At 74.8% G+C, this 14,655-nt stretch carries 13 protein-coding genes; 7 read left to right on the top strand and 6 right to left on the bottom strand.

What is annotated here, in order from left to right; all coding sequences use genetic code 11:
• The first annotated feature begins 45 nt into the window (after positions 1-45).
• Positions 46-852 carry a helix-turn-helix transcriptional regulator gene (locus AB0G74_RS10435; protein ID WP_361143011.1) on the top strand — a complete coding sequence of 269 codons (807 nt, stop codon included), beginning with the start codon at positions 46-48 and terminating at the stop codon, positions 850-852.
• 110 nt (positions 853-962) lie between these two features.
• On the opposite strand, the gene AB0G74_RS10430 is transcribed toward AB0G74_RS10435, so the two are convergent.
• The gene (locus AB0G74_RS10430) at positions 963-1,388 is read right to left on the bottom strand and encodes a hypothetical protein (RefSeq protein WP_361143008.1); all 426 of its coding nucleotides are present in this window, start codon (positions 1,386-1,388) and stop codon (positions 963-965) included.
• Positions 1,389-1,757: 369 nt separating this feature from the next.
• On the opposite strand from AB0G74_RS10430, the gene AB0G74_RS10425 reads away from it, so the two are divergent.
• Positions 1,758-2,240 carry a peroxiredoxin gene (locus tag AB0G74_RS10425; RefSeq protein ID WP_361143006.1) on the top strand — a complete coding sequence of 161 codons (483 nt, stop codon included), beginning with the start codon at positions 1,758-1,760 and terminating at the stop codon, positions 2,238-2,240.
• A gap of 113 nt (positions 2,241-2,353) precedes the next feature.
• Here AB0G74_RS10425 and AB0G74_RS10420 read toward each other — a convergent pair whose 3' ends face one another.
• From AB0G74_RS10420 to AB0G74_RS10410, 3 genes are all read right to left on the bottom strand, one after another.
• The gene (locus AB0G74_RS10420; RefSeq protein WP_361143003.1) at positions 2,354-2,548 is read right to left on the bottom strand and encodes a hypothetical protein; all 195 of its coding nucleotides are present in this window, start codon (positions 2,546-2,548) and stop codon (positions 2,354-2,356) included.
• Positions 2,549-2,657: 109 nt separating this feature from the next.
• On the bottom strand, positions 2,658-3,020 hold the full coding sequence (locus tag AB0G74_RS10415) for a hypothetical protein (protein ID WP_361143000.1): 363 nt from the start codon (positions 3,018-3,020) through the stop codon (positions 2,658-2,660).
• A gap of 339 nt (positions 3,021-3,359) precedes the next feature.
• Positions 3,360-5,606, bottom strand: coding sequence for a phage holin family protein (locus AB0G74_RS10410; RefSeq protein ID WP_361142997.1), 2,247 nt, complete (start codon positions 5,604-5,606; stop codon positions 3,360-3,362).
• A 506-nt stretch (positions 5,607-6,112) separates the two neighbouring features.
• On the opposite strand from AB0G74_RS10410, the gene AB0G74_RS10405 reads away from it, so the two are divergent.
• Entirely contained in the window at positions 6,113-6,892 is a 780-nt protein-coding gene (locus AB0G74_RS10405) for an MBL fold metallo-hydrolase (protein WP_361142994.1), read from the top strand.
• Between the two features lie 41 nt (positions 6,893-6,933).
• On the top strand, positions 6,934-7,557 hold the full coding sequence (locus AB0G74_RS10400) for a VTT domain-containing protein (protein WP_361143200.1): 624 nt from the start codon (positions 6,934-6,936) through the stop codon (positions 7,555-7,557).
• Between the two features lie 110 nt (positions 7,558-7,667).
• Here the strand turns inward: AB0G74_RS10400 and AB0G74_RS10395 are convergent, their stop codons facing one another.
• Positions 7,668-8,882: an aminotransferase class I/II-fold pyridoxal phosphate-dependent enzyme gene (locus AB0G74_RS10395; protein ID WP_361142992.1), complete on the bottom strand. Its 1,215-nt coding sequence runs from the start codon at positions 8,880-8,882 to the stop codon at positions 7,668-7,670.
• 564 nt (positions 8,883-9,446) lie between these two features.
• Here AB0G74_RS10395 and AB0G74_RS10390 point away from each other — a divergent pair.
• The 3 genes from AB0G74_RS10390 (at position 9,447) to AB0G74_RS10380 (ending at position 12,329) form a co-directional block, all read left to right on the top strand.
• On the top strand, positions 9,447-10,931 hold the full coding sequence (locus AB0G74_RS10390) for a phosphatase PAP2 family protein (protein WP_361142989.1): 1,485 nt from the start codon (positions 9,447-9,449) through the stop codon (positions 10,929-10,931).
• A 132-nt stretch (positions 10,932-11,063) separates the two neighbouring features.
• Entirely contained in the window at positions 11,064-11,870 is an 807-nt protein-coding gene (locus AB0G74_RS10385) for a methyltransferase domain-containing protein (RefSeq protein WP_361142986.1), read from the top strand.
• A 108-nt stretch (positions 11,871-11,978) separates the two neighbouring features.
• Positions 11,979-12,329 (top strand): VOC family protein, encoded by a 351-nt coding sequence (locus tag AB0G74_RS10380; RefSeq protein ID WP_358828182.1) that lies wholly within the window; start codon positions 11,979-11,981, stop codon positions 12,327-12,329.
• Between the two features lie 61 nt (positions 12,330-12,390).
• On the opposite strand, the gene AB0G74_RS10375 is transcribed toward AB0G74_RS10380, so the two are convergent.
• A complete protein-coding gene (locus AB0G74_RS10375; protein WP_361142982.1) occupies positions 12,391-14,361 on the bottom strand; it encodes a DUF5107 domain-containing protein in 1,971 nt (656 codons plus the stop codon).
• Between the last annotated feature and the right edge of the window lie 294 nt (positions 14,362-14,655).

The raw sequence follows: 14,655 nt of genomic DNA, 5'->3' as shown, positions 1-14,655 counted from the left end.
AATCCCCGGCGCGCGTCACCCGTCCGTCGTATTACCTTCTGAGGTATGACAACTCTGGTGACCGCCCCCGGTGTCGGCCCCCTGCTGCGCGGCTGGCGGGAGCGTCGCGGCGTCAGCCAGCTCGATCTGGCCCTGCGCGCCGACTCGTCGGCCCGTCACATCAGCTTTATCGAGACCGGACGGTCCCGCCCCAGTGAGGAGATGATCCTCCGGCTCGCGGACCAGCTCGACGTTCCCGTACGCGAGCGGAACGGACTGCTCCTCGCGGGCGGTTACGCGCCACGCTTCCCCGAGACGCCGCTCGACGATCCGTCGATGGAGGCACTGCTGGAGGGGCTGCGGCAGCTGCTGCACGGCTACGACCCCTATCCGGCGGTCGTCGTGGACGGGCTGTACAACGTGGTGGCGGCCAATCTGGGCATGACCCGGCTGCTGGAGGGCGTCGCCCCGCATCTGCTGGCGCCGCCGCTGAACGGGATGCGCATCACGCTCCACCCGGAGGGGCTGGCGCCGCGGATCCGCAATCTGCGGGAGTGGCGGCACCACCTGCTCCACCAGATGGACCGCCAGCTCGCCCTGGTCCGGTCGGACAGCCTGCGGGAGCTGTACGAGGAGGTGTCGGCGTATCCCCTGCCGGAGGGCGCGGACGCGGGTGCCGAGGGCGACGAGCCGTCGGCGTACCCCTATCCGGCGCTGCCGATGGTGCTGGAGCACGACGGGCGGGTGCTGTCGCTGATCTCGTCGATCTCCACCTTCAACACCCCGATGGACGTGACGGTCTCGGAGCTGGCCATCGAGACGTTCCTCCCGGCCGACCCGGACACGGTCGCCTATCTCCGCTCCTTCTCCTGACTCCCGGCCCCGGGCGAAAGAGAAGCGGCGGGTCCCGCGCCGCTCCCGGAGGAGTGGTGCGGGACCCGCCGGTGGGGGGACGGGCCGGGCGTCCGCGGCCCGGCCCGTACTCAGCGGGCGGTGGGGAGGGACCGCAGCGCCGACCACTGGAGGACGGCGAATCCGCCGACCGTCATGGCCTGGGCCGGGATCCACACGGCGCCCGCGACGGTGGCGTCGAACCAGAGGACCACCGAGACCACACTGAGCAGGGCCCATACGGCGTTGGCGTCGACGATCACCTTCACGGCGGCCGGGGACGGGACCGGCCGGGAGCCGGTCAGGCCGACGCCGACGGCGAAGACGACGAGGAAGGCCCCCAGTCCGAACAGCAGCCCGCTGTCGATCCCGAGCAGCCGTCCCACGGGGCCGGACGCGGCCACGTAGACCAGTCCGTTGACCCCGGTGACGACGGCGTCGAGGGCGAGGAACCGGCGCAGGATCTCGGTCCGGTCGTCGGTGCGGGCGACCGTGGCGAGCAGAGCGGTTGCGGTCATGGGAATCAGCCTCCATCAGGCGGTGGTCGGCCGTCGGGCCTGCGGTCGGGGGCCGGACCCCGGGTGGAGTGCGCCGCCCGGGATCCGATGGCAGAAGACTGCCGGTGGCGCCCCCACCTGGTCGATTACTCGACAGGTAATGCCCGCCGGGCGCGGTGGGACGGCGCCGGGCGATCGCGGGGCGCGCCGCCCGGACACGGGGGAAGCGGCCCGCGCGGAGCGGCCCGGAGGAGGCGGTGCGGTACCCGGCGCGCGGCGGGGATACGAAGCGGTGCGACACCCGCCGGGCAATGGGTGGGGTACGGGGCACGGTACGGTCGTCCGCAGGGCCGGGCCGACCTCCCGGCGCCGTACCGAAGGAGCCCGCCGATGAGTCCCGCCCCCGAAACCGGCCGCCCGGCCCCCGGCTTCACGCTCCCCGGAGGGGTCCTGGCCGACGGAGAGTTCCGCCGGGCGGACTACACCCTGGACGGCGCTCCGGGCCGCCCGCTGGTACTGGCCTTCTACCCGGGCGACGACACCCCCGTCTGCACCAAACAGCTCTGCTCGTACTCCAGCGGCCTCGAAGCCTTCACCGACTGCGGGGCCGAGGTGTGGGGCATCAGCCCCCAGGGCGTCGACAGCCATGAGGCGTTCGCCCGGAAGCACGGTCTGCGGATGCCGCTGCTGGCCGACCGGGACCGCTCGGTGGCCAGGGCGTACGGCATCGCGGCGCCCGGGATCGGGCTGCGCCGCGCGGTCTTCGTCGTCGCCCCCGACGGCACGCTCCACTGGAAGCACACGACACTTCTGGGCGCGACCTTCCAGTCGACGGAGATACTCGCGGCGCGGCTGGCCGAGTTCGCCTCCTGACCGGACCAAACACTCCGTCGAGCGCGTCTCGTCCCACCCGGGGCCCGGGAACGGCTCGGCGGCGGAGGTGACCGGCGGGTCGGCCGACCCCGGGGCCGGCCGACCCGCACGGGTCAGACCGTGCGGTCGTCCTTGGCCCGGGCCAGTGCCGGGGCGGGCTCGGTCCGGGGCTCGGAATCCTTCGGCTCGGCGGCGTCGGGGGCCGCCGGGGTCCGCCGACGGGAGTTCCGTTCCTCGGCGGCTTCGGCGGCTCGGGCCGCCTCGGCGCGCAGCATGGCGTTCAGGGCGGCGAATGGGTCGATGGGCATGGTGATACACCTCGGGGGTGGGAGGGGTTGCCGTTCTCGTCGTCCGGCGGCGGGAACGGCCGATGGCCGCTGAGACGGCCGGAGCACTGGGCCCGGCCGTACGGCTCCCTCAGCAGCGCAGCACCACACCCCGGACGGCGGGCGGCCCGGACAGCGGGCCGAGGCCCTGCGGGGAGCCGGGCCTCGGCCGGACCACGCCGGGCCGGGAGTTCCCACCCCGGCGGCCCCGGGCGGACCGGGCCCGGGAGCCCGGTGCCGAGTTCCCCACCGCCTCCTCTGCCTGCGCCGAAGGGGCCGCGCCGTCGCCGGTGGCCGAGACGGGAATCCTGGCCTCGGCGGCCTCCGCGGGCTGCGCCCCCGCCGCCACGGACGTCCCCAGCAGCGCGAGCAGCGCGACCACCACGGTCAGCGCGCCGCGCCACGCGACGACACCGACCACGCGGCAGGGCGGCACGACCGGGGGATTCTTCATGGGGGCGCGACCTCCTGAACATGCGTCCAGTGCCCGCTATCGGCCCCCGCGCGCCGACACTGAAGCGGGAACCCCTCATCCGGCGGACAGGCATTAGCCCGATTCCCGTCGCGCCGGACGCACCGTCACCACCCGAACGCCCGGGCGGAACTGCCCTACGGCGCGACCGCCCCGGCCCCGAGCCCACCGTGTCGGGCCCCGCCCGCCCGAAGAGAGCAGCCCCCGGACTCCGGCGACGCCCCGCCACCGAGCCCGGCGCGGGGCCGCCCGCCGAGTCGTCCCGATCCGACCACGGCTCCGGGTCCGGGGCCGGGTCCGTCGCTGTGTCCGTGTCCCGATTCAGGTCCGGCTGCGGCCGGGCTCCGGGTGCGGGCCGGGCGCCGTCCGTGCCCCCGGCTCCGGGGCCGGACCCCGAACCGGCCCCGCCCCGGAGCGCGACCCCGGACCGGTCTCCGGCGCCTGATCCGCGCCCGACGCCCGCTCACGGTCCGGATCCGAGTCCCGGTCCCGGACCCGGACCGGGTCCTCGCCCGGGTCGGAGGTGCCGACCGGTATCCGCGGCTGGGTGGACTCCGCCAGCCAGCGGCGCAGTACGACATGCACCTGCTCGGCACCGACCAGTTCGGTGCCGTCCGGCACCGGGGGCGACAGCTCAGCCGTGGAGAGCAGGAACGGCTGGGACTGCTCGCCGCCGAGACCGCCGTGGGAACCGATCTGCGCCTCGAAGGCGTGCACCCGGCCCGTCTCGGGATCGAACATCGAGTTGATCATGATGTCGGCGACATGCGGAAAGCCGTCCGTGCGCCGTACGGCGTCCGCCGCGCCCCGGCCGAAGACGGCGAGCGGGCCGCTGTCGTCGGTCAGCTCGGCGACCGGGATCTCCGCCCCGGCCGGTCCGAGGACCACCGAGCCGTGCCGCTCGCTCCGCACCAGCAGAAAGCCGATTCCGGGATGGTTGGCCAGAGTGCCCAGCAGCGCCGGATGACGGGCCTCGATCTCCTCCTTGGTCAGCCTCTCAGGGCTGTCGCAGAACGAGACCAGCGCCAGATTGCCCGATGCCAGCACCATGGGCTCCGAGCCGGGCCCGGGCCGCTGCTCGTCGGCGCCTTCCACCGGGTCCCGGTGCAGCGCGGCCCGGAGCGCGACCCGGGCGGCCTCCCGGGCCTCGGCACCGCTCCGGGAGCGCTCGGCGCGCCGCGACACGGGCAGTCCGCAGCCGGCCCGGACGAGGTCCCGCAGCGTCAGCCCGTAGGCCCCCTCGAAGGTCTCGCCGGGGCTCTGGCCGTGATCCGAGAGGAGCGTGATGTGGTACGGGCGGGGCGCGTGCTCGGCGACCTTGGCGATCAGGGCCAGGGACCGGTCCAGCCGCTCCAGCACCCGGGCCGCGTCCCGGCTGTGCGGCCCCGAGTGGTGCGCCACCTCGTCGTAGGCGACCAGGTCGGCGTAGACCGCGGTCCGGCCCGCGAACATGTCGCCGATCACCGCGGCGACCACAACGTCCCGCTCCACCACCGTCGCGAAGGCGCGGATCAGCGGATAGAGCCCGCCCCGCTTCACTCGGGGCCGGTCGCCCCGCAGCCGGGCCCGGGTGGACTGCCCGATCTCCCGGCCGACCTCGGCGAAGAACGAACCCGCGGTGCGTACCGCGTTCGCCGGGTCGGAGAAATAGGCGAAGTACCCCGCGCGGGAGCGGTTGGCCCGGCCCCGCCGGGCGGCGACGGAGAGCACCAGGGCCACCTGATCGGCGCCGCCGCTGAACAGATTGCCCCGGCTGGCGCCGTCGCCGGCGAGCAGCCCGGCGTCCCCGGTCCGCTCGACCGCCCGGCGCTGCAGTTCGACGGCGCTCCCGGGCCGGTTGCTGACCATCAGCCGGCCGGTGTCCTTCTCGTACCACCGGAATGCGGGCACGTCGAAGGTGGTGCCGTGCAGGATGCCCAGCTGGCTCGCGCCGGTCTGGCTGGACCAGTCGGTGCGCCAGGGGGTGAGCCGGTGGCCGTCGTCCAGCCACTCCGCGACGGTCGGCATCAGCCCGTCCTTGGCCGCCCGCAGCAGGACCTCGTGGCCGACGCCGTCCAGTTGGAGGAAGACCATGCCGTGGCAGTCGTCGCACACCTCGCCGCCGCGGCGTCTGCGGCGGGTCGCCAGCCGGGACAGCCGCCGCCGGTAGGCGTTGTCGTCGCGGACGGCGAGCGCGGTGGAGGTCGCGGACGCCACGGCGGACATCACCGCGGCCACCACGACCGCGGTCTCCGGACCCACGTCGCCCCGGCCGTCGGGGATCAGCCACAGCGCCACCAGCAGCAGCGAGCCGTTGAGGAAGAACACCAGCAGGCCGAGGACGAGCGCCGGGACGAGCAGCAGGGCCCGTACCAGCAGCGGCCACACCAGGGCCGACAGCAGACCGAAGGCGCCCGCTCCCCAGACGGCGGTGAGGGCCGTCCGGGTGAGGCTGTCGCCGTCGGGGGCCTGGAGCCGGAAATCGGGCAGGGCACCGGCCAGCGCCAGCATGGTGAGGGTGGACACCCCCCACACCACGATCACCCTCAGCAGGGCGCCACCCGCCCTGTGCCATCGGCCTTCGGTCACGCCCTGTTCACCCCGTACTCGTGCCGTGCTGTCCGTACGCCGGGCGCGCGGACGGCTCCGCGGCCCTCCGACCACGGCCCCGGCCCCGCGCCGGGCCTCCAGACTCGCACAGACCCGGCCCCGCCCCCGTCCGCCTGTGGACAACTCCCCGTCACCACAGGTCGGCGGCGCGCGTCCCACGCCGCCGACACCGCCAGCGATACCAGCACCGCGCCCCGGGCGGTGGGCCCCGGACCGTCACGCGACGGCCGTCTTCCCTCCCCCCGCGCCCGGATCCGTACCGCCGCCTCGGTCCGCCGGGAGCGACCCCCGCCCGCGCGGGGCCGACCGGACGCGGGCGAGCCCCCGAGGTGATCGCAGTAATGTGGGGCGCGTGCAAGTCCGTGCGCGGCGGCACGGGCGCGGGCGGCCGGGAGCCTCGCACCGACCAGCAGCGTCCGACGGACAAAAAGCGCAGGACGGTGAGGAACGGCGGCGACATCCGGCAGGCGTCGGGGAGGGGGCGTGTGATGGTGGAGGTCACCTGGTGGGGGCATGCCACCTGTACCGTCGAGGACTCCGGTACGCGGGTCCTCACCGACCCCCTCTTCGTCCGGCGCCTCGCCCATCTCCGCCGCAGGCGCGGTGCGATACCACCGCCCGAGGCGGCCGTCGCCGACGCCGTCCTCGTCTCGCATCTGCACTCCGACCATCTCCATCTGCCGTCCCTGGCCCGGCTGGCCCCGGGCACCGCGTTGGTGGTCCCGCGCGGCGCGACCCGCGCGGTTCCGGCGCTGGCCCGGCTCGGGCTGCGGATCACCGAGGTCGCGCCCGGTGACGAGACGACCGTCGGCGCGTTGACGGTGCGGGCCGTGCCCGCCCTCCACGACGGCCGCAGACTGCCCGTCGGCCCGCATCGCTCCCCCGCACTCGGCTATGTGGTCGAAGGCGAGGCCAAGACCTATTTCGCGGGCGATACGGGGCTCTTCGAGAGCATGGCCGACGAGGTCGGCCCGGTCGACGTGGCCCTGTTGCCGGTCGGCGGCTGGGGCCCGTTCCTGGGCCACGGCCATCTCGACGCGGGCCGGGCGGCGCAGGCGCTGGCCGCGCTCCGGCCCCGTTTCGCCGTCCCCGTGCACTACGGCACGTACTGGCCGATCGGCCTCGACCACATCCGGCCGCACGAGTTCCACTCCCCCGGCGACGAGTTCGTCCGGCACTCGGCCCGGCTGGCGCCCGGAGTCGCCGTACACCGCCTCGGCCACGGGGAACACCTCAGACCCGGTGCCCCGGAGGCCGGCCGGTGACCATCCGCTTCCCGGACCTCCTCGGGCCCGTCACCGAGACGATGGCCCGGCTGCCGGCCGAATCCACCCAGCAGGCCGTCGGCTATCCGTCCCTCTTCCTGCTGGTGACCCTGGGCGCGCTGGTCCCGGTGATCCCGACCGGCGCCCTCGTCAGCTCGGCGGCCGTCGTCGCGCTCCACCAGACCGCGCCACTGGCCCTCCTGCACGTCTTCGTGGTGGCGTCGCTCGCCGCGTTCCTCGGCGACATCACCCTCTACTGGCTGGGGCAGCGGGGCGTACGGTCCCGCAACGGCTCCCGCTGGCTGGCCGAACTCAAGTCCCGGGCCGCCCCGGAGCGCATCGCCCAGGCCCAGGAGAAACTGGCGGAGCACGGCGTCACGGTCCTCGTCCTGTCCCGGCTGGTCCCCGCCGGGCGGATCCCGGTGATGCTGGCCTGTCTGCTGGCCAGGATGCCGATGCGGTCCTTCGTCCGGGGCGACGTACCGGCGTGCCTGGCGTGGGCGGCCACGTACCAGCTGATCGGCGTCCTCGGCGGCTCCCTCTTCGACGAGGCGTGGCAGGGCGTGGCGCTGGCCGTGGCGCTGACGGTGGTGATCAGCGTGGCACCGGCGCTCTGGCGGCGGCTGCGGCACGGCCGCCCGGACTCGGCGGGCGGCCGGGCCTGACGCCGGGTACGCGGCGGATCCTACGGTCCGCCCGGGGCCGGGCACGGTGTACGGGGCGGGTCCACGGCCCGTCGGAGGCCGGGGCCGAACGGCCGGGCCGGGGCCCGTGCTCACCGCAGCTCGTCGAAGACCGTCGCCAGGGCCGCCAGAGCCGTCGCGACCTGCGGAAGTTCCAGCGGCGCGGGCGAGGTCAGCGTCTCCAGCCGGGCCTCCGGGTCGGGCCCGGCGAGCGGCGCGACCGGCAGCCGGGCCCGGAGCGCGCCGAGTTCGTCGCCGAACCGATGACCTCCGGGTACGGAGACCCCCAGGCGGCCTGTCAGATACTCCTCCAGCTCCATCGAGTCGTTGACGCCCCGGGCCGCGAGCCCGGCGCGCAGCGGGCCCAGATCCGCGTACACATGGCGTCCCGCCCGGGGCGGCCGGGCCAGCGCGCCCGCCGCGAGCACCGCGAGATGGGCGGCCTCGGCGAGCCGGCCGTACATCGTGGCGGCGGTCTCCGAGCGGGCCGTGACGGGTGCGGGCTCGTCCAGCGCGACGGCGGCGGCCGCCGCGACCGGCTCGGCGACGGCCGCGCCGAGCGCCGTCAGCACATCGAGCGCCCTGGCCCGGTGGGGGCCCTCCGCCGCCGGGAATCTGGCGACCGCGGCGGGCCAGGCCGACGGCAGCAGGGCACCCGCGAGATCCTGCACCACCGTCACCGCGTCCGGGTACATCTCCGCCGGGCTGACCAGTACGGTCTCCCGCGGTCTGTGCACGGTGTCGCGCCAGGTCTCGTCGCTGACGATGTGCAGCCCCTCCGCCACGGCCGCCTCGCACGCCTCCAGGACCAGTTCGGGCGGCGCGACGGTCGCGGTCGGATCGTCGGCGACCGACAGCAGCAGGAGCCGGGGCACGCCGCCCTCCGCCCGGACCCGGCGCACCGTCTCCAGCAGGGCGTACGGATCCGGTACGCCGCCGCTCTCCGCCGGAGTCGGTACGTGATACGCGCCCCGGCGCAGCATCCGCGCCTGCGGGGTCCACCAGGCGGGGCTCGGCCGGGGCATCAGCACATCGCCGTCGTGCGCGGCGATCAGGGCGCACAGCAGGGCGGGAGCGCCGGGCGCGGCCACGACGTCGGCGGCGCCGGTACGGAGCCCCCGGCGGGTCCAGTACCCGGCGGCGGCCTCCCGCAGCACCGCCGAACCGCCGGTCGGGCCGACGGACGGCCGCTCCGAGGCCGCGACGGCGGCGGCGCGGAGTTCGGGCAGCACGGGGAGAGCGGCGTCGGGCGCGTGCGGGCTGTGCCGCACGGTCCCCGGGCCGTCCGGAGCTGCGCGGTCCGTCACGGGATCCTCCTCGCCCTGGGATTCCCCACCCTTGTACGAACCCCACACTCCCGCCACCCGTGCGCCCGGGTCGCCTCGCCTGTCCGGGCCGCGCCCGGCGCCCTGATGTCGTTTCGCGGTCTGCGACCCGCCTGTGGCTGTTCGCACAGTTCCTCCCCCTATGCCTTCGGCGATGGGGGGACCCCCAGCGCCTTGGCCCTCCGGGTGAGGCCCACAACCCGGGCCGCGCCCGGCGACCTGATGTTGTCGGCGGTCTGCGGACCGCCTGTGGCTGGTCGCGCAGTTCCCCGCGCCCCTAAATGCTCTCCCCAGCGCCGCCCCTGAAAAGGCACCGCCCCACCAATCAAGGGCCTGCCACTTACTGAGGGCGGTCAGGAGGGCAACCCAGGGGCGCGGGGAACTGCGCGACAAGCCACGGACGGGCCGCAGTCGCCCGACAAACATCAGGCCGCTGCTCCTGCTGCGCACCCGGGAGCCCCCTCGGCGAGGGGCTGCAAAGGTGGCGGGCCCCACAGCGGGAGGCGACCACGCGTGAAAGGGAGGCGCCCGGGGTAACCGCGTGGAATGAGTGACGAAACGCGGAGATCCTGGGCAGGCCGACTGGACCGGCGGGTGTTTCATGCCGTCGCGGACCGGGCCTGGCCCGCCGCCGAGCCCGTGTTGCCGAGGCTCAGCCGGGCCGCCGACCACGGTGTGCTGTGGTTCGCGACGGCCGCGGGCATCGCGCTCGCGGGCCGGGACCCGCGGGCCCGCCGGGCCGCCGCCCGGGGTGTGGCGTCGCTCGCCGTGGCCTCCGCGCTGATCAATACCGTGGGCAAGCGGAGCGTCCGCCGGACCCGGCCGGTCCTGGATGCGGTGCCCCAGGTCCGCAGGTTGCGCAGGCAGCCGATCACCTCGTCGTTCCCGTCGGGGCACTCCGCGTCGGCCGCCGCTTTCGCGACGGGGGTGGCGATGGAGTCGAAGGGCTGGGGCGCGGTCGTCGCTCCGGTCGCGTTCTCGGTGGCCTTCTCCAGGATCTATACGGGTGTCCACTACCCGGGTGATGTGGTGGCGGGCGCGGCGCTCGGGGTCGGTGCGGCGCTCGCGGTCCGGGGAATCGTTCCGGCCCGGTCGCAGCTCGTTCCGCCGGTGGCCCGGCCCGTCCGGCCGCCCGTTCTGCCGGACGGCGACGGTCTGGTGGTGGTCGCGAACCGGCGTTCGGGCTCGTCGGCCCTGGTGGGTCTGGTGGGCGCGGCGCTGCCGCGGGCCGAGGTGGTGGAGTGCGAGCCGGGCGATGTGGTCCGGGAGTTGGAGAAGGCGGCGGGCCGGGCCCGGGTGCTCGGGGTCTACGGCGGCGACGGCACGATCAACGCCGCCGCGACGGTCGCGGTGGCGCACAGTCTGCCGCTGGCCGTGTTCCCCGGCGGCACGCTCAACCATTTCGCCCTGGACCTCGGTATCGAGTCCGTCGACGACACGTGCCGGGCGCTGGCGGCCGGGGACGCGGTCAAGGTGGATCTGGGCCGGTTCACCCCCGGTCCGGTCACCCCGGAGGGCGTCCGGGCGCCGTGGGGGTACTTTCTGAACACCTTCAGTCTGGGGGTCTATCCGGAGCTGGTGACGTTCCGGGAGCGCTGGTCGCCACGGGTCGGCGGCTGGACGGCGCAAGTACTTGCCGCGGCGAAGGTACTGCGGCACGGCCGTCCGCTGGAGGCAGAGGTGGCGGGCCGCCGCCGTCCGCTGTGGCTGCTCTTCGCGGGCAACGGCATCTATCAGCGTTCGGGGCCCGCGCCCGGCAACCGGCAGAACCTGGCGGACGGTCTGCTCGATGTCCGGATCGTGCACGGCGGCGCCCATCCGGGGCTGCGGCTGATCGCCGCCGCGCTCGCGGGCCCGCTGAGCCGGTCCCCGGTCCACGCCGCGCAGCAGCGCCGCCGGGTCCGGATCGCGGGTCTCGCGCCGGGGACCCCGCTGGCGTACGACGGTGAGGTCACCGAGGCCCCGGAGGAGTTGCTGATCGACAAGGTGCCGCAGGTCCTCACGGTCTACCGGCCCGGCACGCTGACCTGATCAGCCCCGGCGGCCGAATCGGACCGCCGCGGCCCGATACCGAACAAGTCCATATAGCAAGACGGGTATCCCGCAATACGATACGCGCGCCCTAGGGTTGGAGCATCGAAGGCTCCAGCCCCGGAGGTCCGTATGCGGGAAACCGCCGTCTACACCCATGGCCATCACGAGTCCGTACTGCGCTCGCACTCCTGGCGCACGGCCGCCAACTCCGCCGCCTACCTCATCGCCGAGCTGACACCCGACGCGCGGGTCCTCGACATCGGCTGCGGCCCCGGCACCATCACCGCCGACCTGGCCGAGCTGGTCCCCGACGGCCGGGTCACCGGTGTCGATCTGGCGCCCGGGATCGTGGACCGGGCCCGGGAGTACGCCGCCGGACGCGGGCTGGAGAACACGGACTTCGCCGTCGCCGACGTCAACGCGCTCGACTATCCCGACGGTTCCTTCGACGTGGTCCACGCCCATCAGGTGCTCCAGCATCTGGGCGATCCGGTGGGCGCCCTGCGCGAGATGCGCCGGGTCTGCCGCCCCGGCGGTCTGGTGGCCGTCCGCGACAGCGACTACGCCGCCTTCACCTGGTTCCCCGAGATCCCGGCGCTCGACGACTGGCAGACGCTCTACCGGCGAGTGGCCCGCGCGAACGGCGGCGAGCCCGACGCCGGCCGCAGACTGCTCTCCTGGGCCCGGGAGGCCGGTTTCACCGACATCCGGCCGTCCGCGGGCGTCTGGTGTTTCGCCGAGCCGGACGACCGTGCCTGGTGGAGCGGGCTGTGGGCGGATCGTACGACCGACTCCGAGTACGCGCGGATCGCGGTCGACGGCGGCCATACGACCCCGGAGGGGCTGGCCGCCGTCGCGGACGGCTGGCGCGCCTGGGGCGTGGCGGACGACGCCTGGTTCTCCGTCCTCCACGGCGAGCTGCTCTGCCGGGTGTGACCCCGCCGCCGCCCCGCCCGGGGCGGCGGCGACCACGGCGAAGGCCGCGCGCGGGCCACGGGGGTGTGCCGTTCCCGCCGCGCCCGGCCGCGAACTACCCTCCCCCGTATGGAAATTCTGGGAACGACCCTCCGTATCTGCGTCGACGACCTCGACACCGCGACCACCTTCTACGCCCGGCTGACGGGCGCCACCCCGCAGCGCTTCGACCGGGGCGGGGTGTCGGCGGCGGCCGTGGGCTGCTTTCTGCTGATGAGCGGGCCGGAGCGGGAGCTGGAGGTGTTGCGGAAGGTGACGGCCACGATCGCGGTGGACGACGTGGACCAGACGTACGCCACCCTCTCCGAAGTCGGCGCCCAGGTCCTGGCGGGGCCGGTGGCGACACCCGTGGGCCGTAATCTGCTCGCCGTCCACCCGGACGGCTCGATCTTCGAGTACGCGGACCGCAAGCCCGGCTGACGGGCGGACGGAGACGGCGACAGGCCGGTGCCGGGCGGTACGGCACCGGCCGCCCCGGGCGTCAGTCGCCCGGCCGCATCCGGTACTCGTACGCGTCCGGCAGCGGCTCGTCGCTCAGCCGGGCCCACACCTCGTTCAGCTCCTCCGAGCCCTCCCGCAGATCCGCCACCTCGAACCCCTCGTCGAAGATGGCCCGCGCCTCCTCCAGCAGCCCCTCGGCGACCAGCAGCCGGGCGTGGATCAGCCGGAACCGGCCGCGCCCCCGGACCGTCGGCGTCAGCCGGGCCCAGACCGACCTGGCGTCCGCGACCCGGTCCAGCGCGAGCAGCGCCCGGATCGCCTCCCGGCCGAGCGCGGCGGTGGCCGCCGTCCAGCTCTCGCCGCTGTCCCGGCGCTCCTGGCAGAGGTCGTCGAACGCCTCCAGCCAGCGGTCGGCGGCCCGCAGGGGATGGCCGCCCTCCTGGTCGGCGACGGCGAGACAGCGCAGCAGCGGCCAGCGCGACGGGGCGAGTTCGAGGCCGCGCTCCCAGCTCCGTACCGCCTGCGCCCGGTCGTCGGCCTGCCACTGCGCCACCCCGAGGTGATACTCCGTCAGCGGGTCGGCGGGCGCGGTCTCCAGCATGTCCCGCCAGGCCGGGGCGGTGAGTGAGGGACCGGGCGGGGCGACCCGGCGCGGCTGCGGCAGGGCGCCGGTGGTGAGCAGCTCGCGCCAGGGCGCCTCCTCCTCACCGATGGCCGACTCGTCGAAGGGCGTCCCGGGCAGCTTCGTCCCCGTCCGCAGGGTCTCCAGCGCGCCCCAGCCGGAACCGGTGGCCAGAACGCGTACGGGTTCCGTGTCGGCGGCCGTCAGCCACTCCTCGTACGCCGTGTCGACGTCCGCCCTCGGCAGCGCCCCCTCCAGCCGCCGCTCGACCTCCGCGACGGCGGCGGCCCAGTTGTCGCCGTGTACGGTCCCGGCGTCGGCGGCCAGCGGCCCGTACGCCTCCAGCCAGCTGAACTCGGCGCCCGCCTCCAGGCGGACGTGTTCGAGCTGGGTACGGGCCAGCCCCGCCTGGATCTCCGCGTAGCCCGCGGTCTCCGGCTCCGTCAGCCAGCTCTGCCAGCGCCGCCCCGCCCGGCCCGCGCCCCAGACGAAGAGCTTGCGCCCCCGCAGGGTGTCCGTGGACGTCTGGACCAGGCCGTGCCCGTCCTCGTCCAGGGCAGTGATCCACTTCCGGGCCGCCGTCGGCACCTCGTAGAAGTAGTCGGCGGGATGCTCCCCGCGCAGCGGATACGTACGGTCCTCGTCCCGGTACTCGGGAACGGGGATCCGGCGCAGGGCACGCTCGTAGCCGTAGTACCAGGACTCGTCGGCGGGGGCGAGCACCCGGGTCCTGGGATGCTCCTCGACGGCGATGTTGGACCACCAGTAGACCGGGACCGCGCGCTCGTGCGGATTGCGGATCCGGACCCCCACCCGCAGGAAGTCGGAGTCGGCGGGCAGCCACAGATCGACCTGGAACGGCAGATCGCGCAGCCGCTCCCACTCCCACAGCCGCAGCATCTCCCCGCCGTCGGGCGCCGGGACGACCGCGGCGTGCACCGGCGCGCAGGAGAGCGCCGAATGGCCGGTGGCGCCGATGTTCCACTCGATGCCGCCGGAGAACCAGGCGCCGTTGAGGGCGAAGTCCGCAGGCTGGAAGACGGGATTGCGGTACACCAGCTCACGGCCCGTCGGCTTGTGGCGCAGGGAGTGCACCCGGCCGCCGAACCCGGGCAGGACCGTTGCCCGCAGCCGGTCGTTCTCGATCACGATCGCGTCGAGGTCGGCGGGGGAACGGTCCCGTCCGTAGCCGTCCATGATCCGGACCGGCAGCAGGGTACGCAGCGGCTCGTACCCGATCTGCCGGGCCATCTCGCGCGGCAGCTCCCGCCGGGTGCGTTCGTCGACCGTATGGGTCTCGTCCAGCGGCCGGAGCGCCGGCAGCGGATTGGCGGGACCCACGGGGGCCGCGGGCAGGGTCAGTACGGTGCGCCGCACGGTCGTGGCCAAGGCAACCTCGTTTCGTTCGCGGTCGTACGTGGTCGTTCGCAGTCTTACGCGGCACCGCGGCGCCGACGGGGCGAAGCGCTGCCGCTGTTGGCGACCATCGAACAGCCTCGGGCGCGAGCGGGCCAGATCCCTTGCGCCCCAGATCTTCGTCAAACCGCGCGCTTTCCGGCCGCCCGAGCCGCGCTCCCCCGAAGCGCCGTCCACGATCCGGGCCGCGCCCGGCGACCTGCTGTCGCACGCGGCCTGCGGACCGGATGTGGCTGGTCGCGCAGTTCCGCCCCCTATGCCTTCGGC

The sequence above is a fragment of the Streptomyces sp. NPDC020875 genome (assembly GCF_040641415.1).
Classification (GTDB): Bacteria; Actinomycetota; Actinomycetes; order Streptomycetales; family Streptomycetaceae; genus Streptomyces.
The sequence above is the reverse complement of the archived record's forward strand: the minus strand, read 5'-3'. Positions and strand labels throughout refer to the sequence as shown.

What these genes read in the sequence shown, in the direction of transcription:
- AB0G74_RS10435 (WP_361143011.1), top strand. Translation starts at nt 46, where the DNA reads ATGACAACTCTGGTGACCGCCCCCGGTGTCGGCCCCCTGCTGCGCGGC.
- AB0G74_RS10430 (WP_361143008.1), bottom strand. Translation starts at nt 1,388, where the DNA reads ATGACCGCAACCGCTCTGCTCGCCACGGTCGCCCGCACCGACGACCGG.
- AB0G74_RS10425 (WP_361143006.1), top strand. Translation starts at nt 1,758, where the DNA reads ATGAGTCCCGCCCCCGAAACCGGCCGCCCGGCCCCCGGCTTCACGCTC.
- AB0G74_RS10420 (WP_361143003.1), bottom strand. Translation starts at nt 2,548, where the DNA reads ATGCCCATCGACCCATTCGCCGCCCTGAACGCCATGCTGCGCGCCGAG.
- AB0G74_RS10415 (WP_361143000.1), bottom strand. Translation starts at nt 3,020, where the DNA reads ATGAAGAATCCCCCGGTCGTGCCGCCCTGCCGCGTGGTCGGTGTCGTC.
- AB0G74_RS10400 (WP_361143200.1), top strand. Translation starts at nt 6,934, where the DNA reads ATGGCCCGGCTGCCGGCCGAATCCACCCAGCAGGCCGTCGGCTATCCG.
- AB0G74_RS10390 (WP_361142989.1), top strand. Translation starts at nt 9,447, where the DNA reads ATGAGTGACGAAACGCGGAGATCCTGGGCAGGCCGACTGGACCGGCGG.
- AB0G74_RS10385 (WP_361142986.1), top strand. Translation starts at nt 11,064, where the DNA reads ATGCGGGAAACCGCCGTCTACACCCATGGCCATCACGAGTCCGTACTG.
- AB0G74_RS10380 (WP_358828182.1), top strand. Translation starts at nt 11,979, where the DNA reads ATGGAAATTCTGGGAACGACCCTCCGTATCTGCGTCGACGACCTCGAC.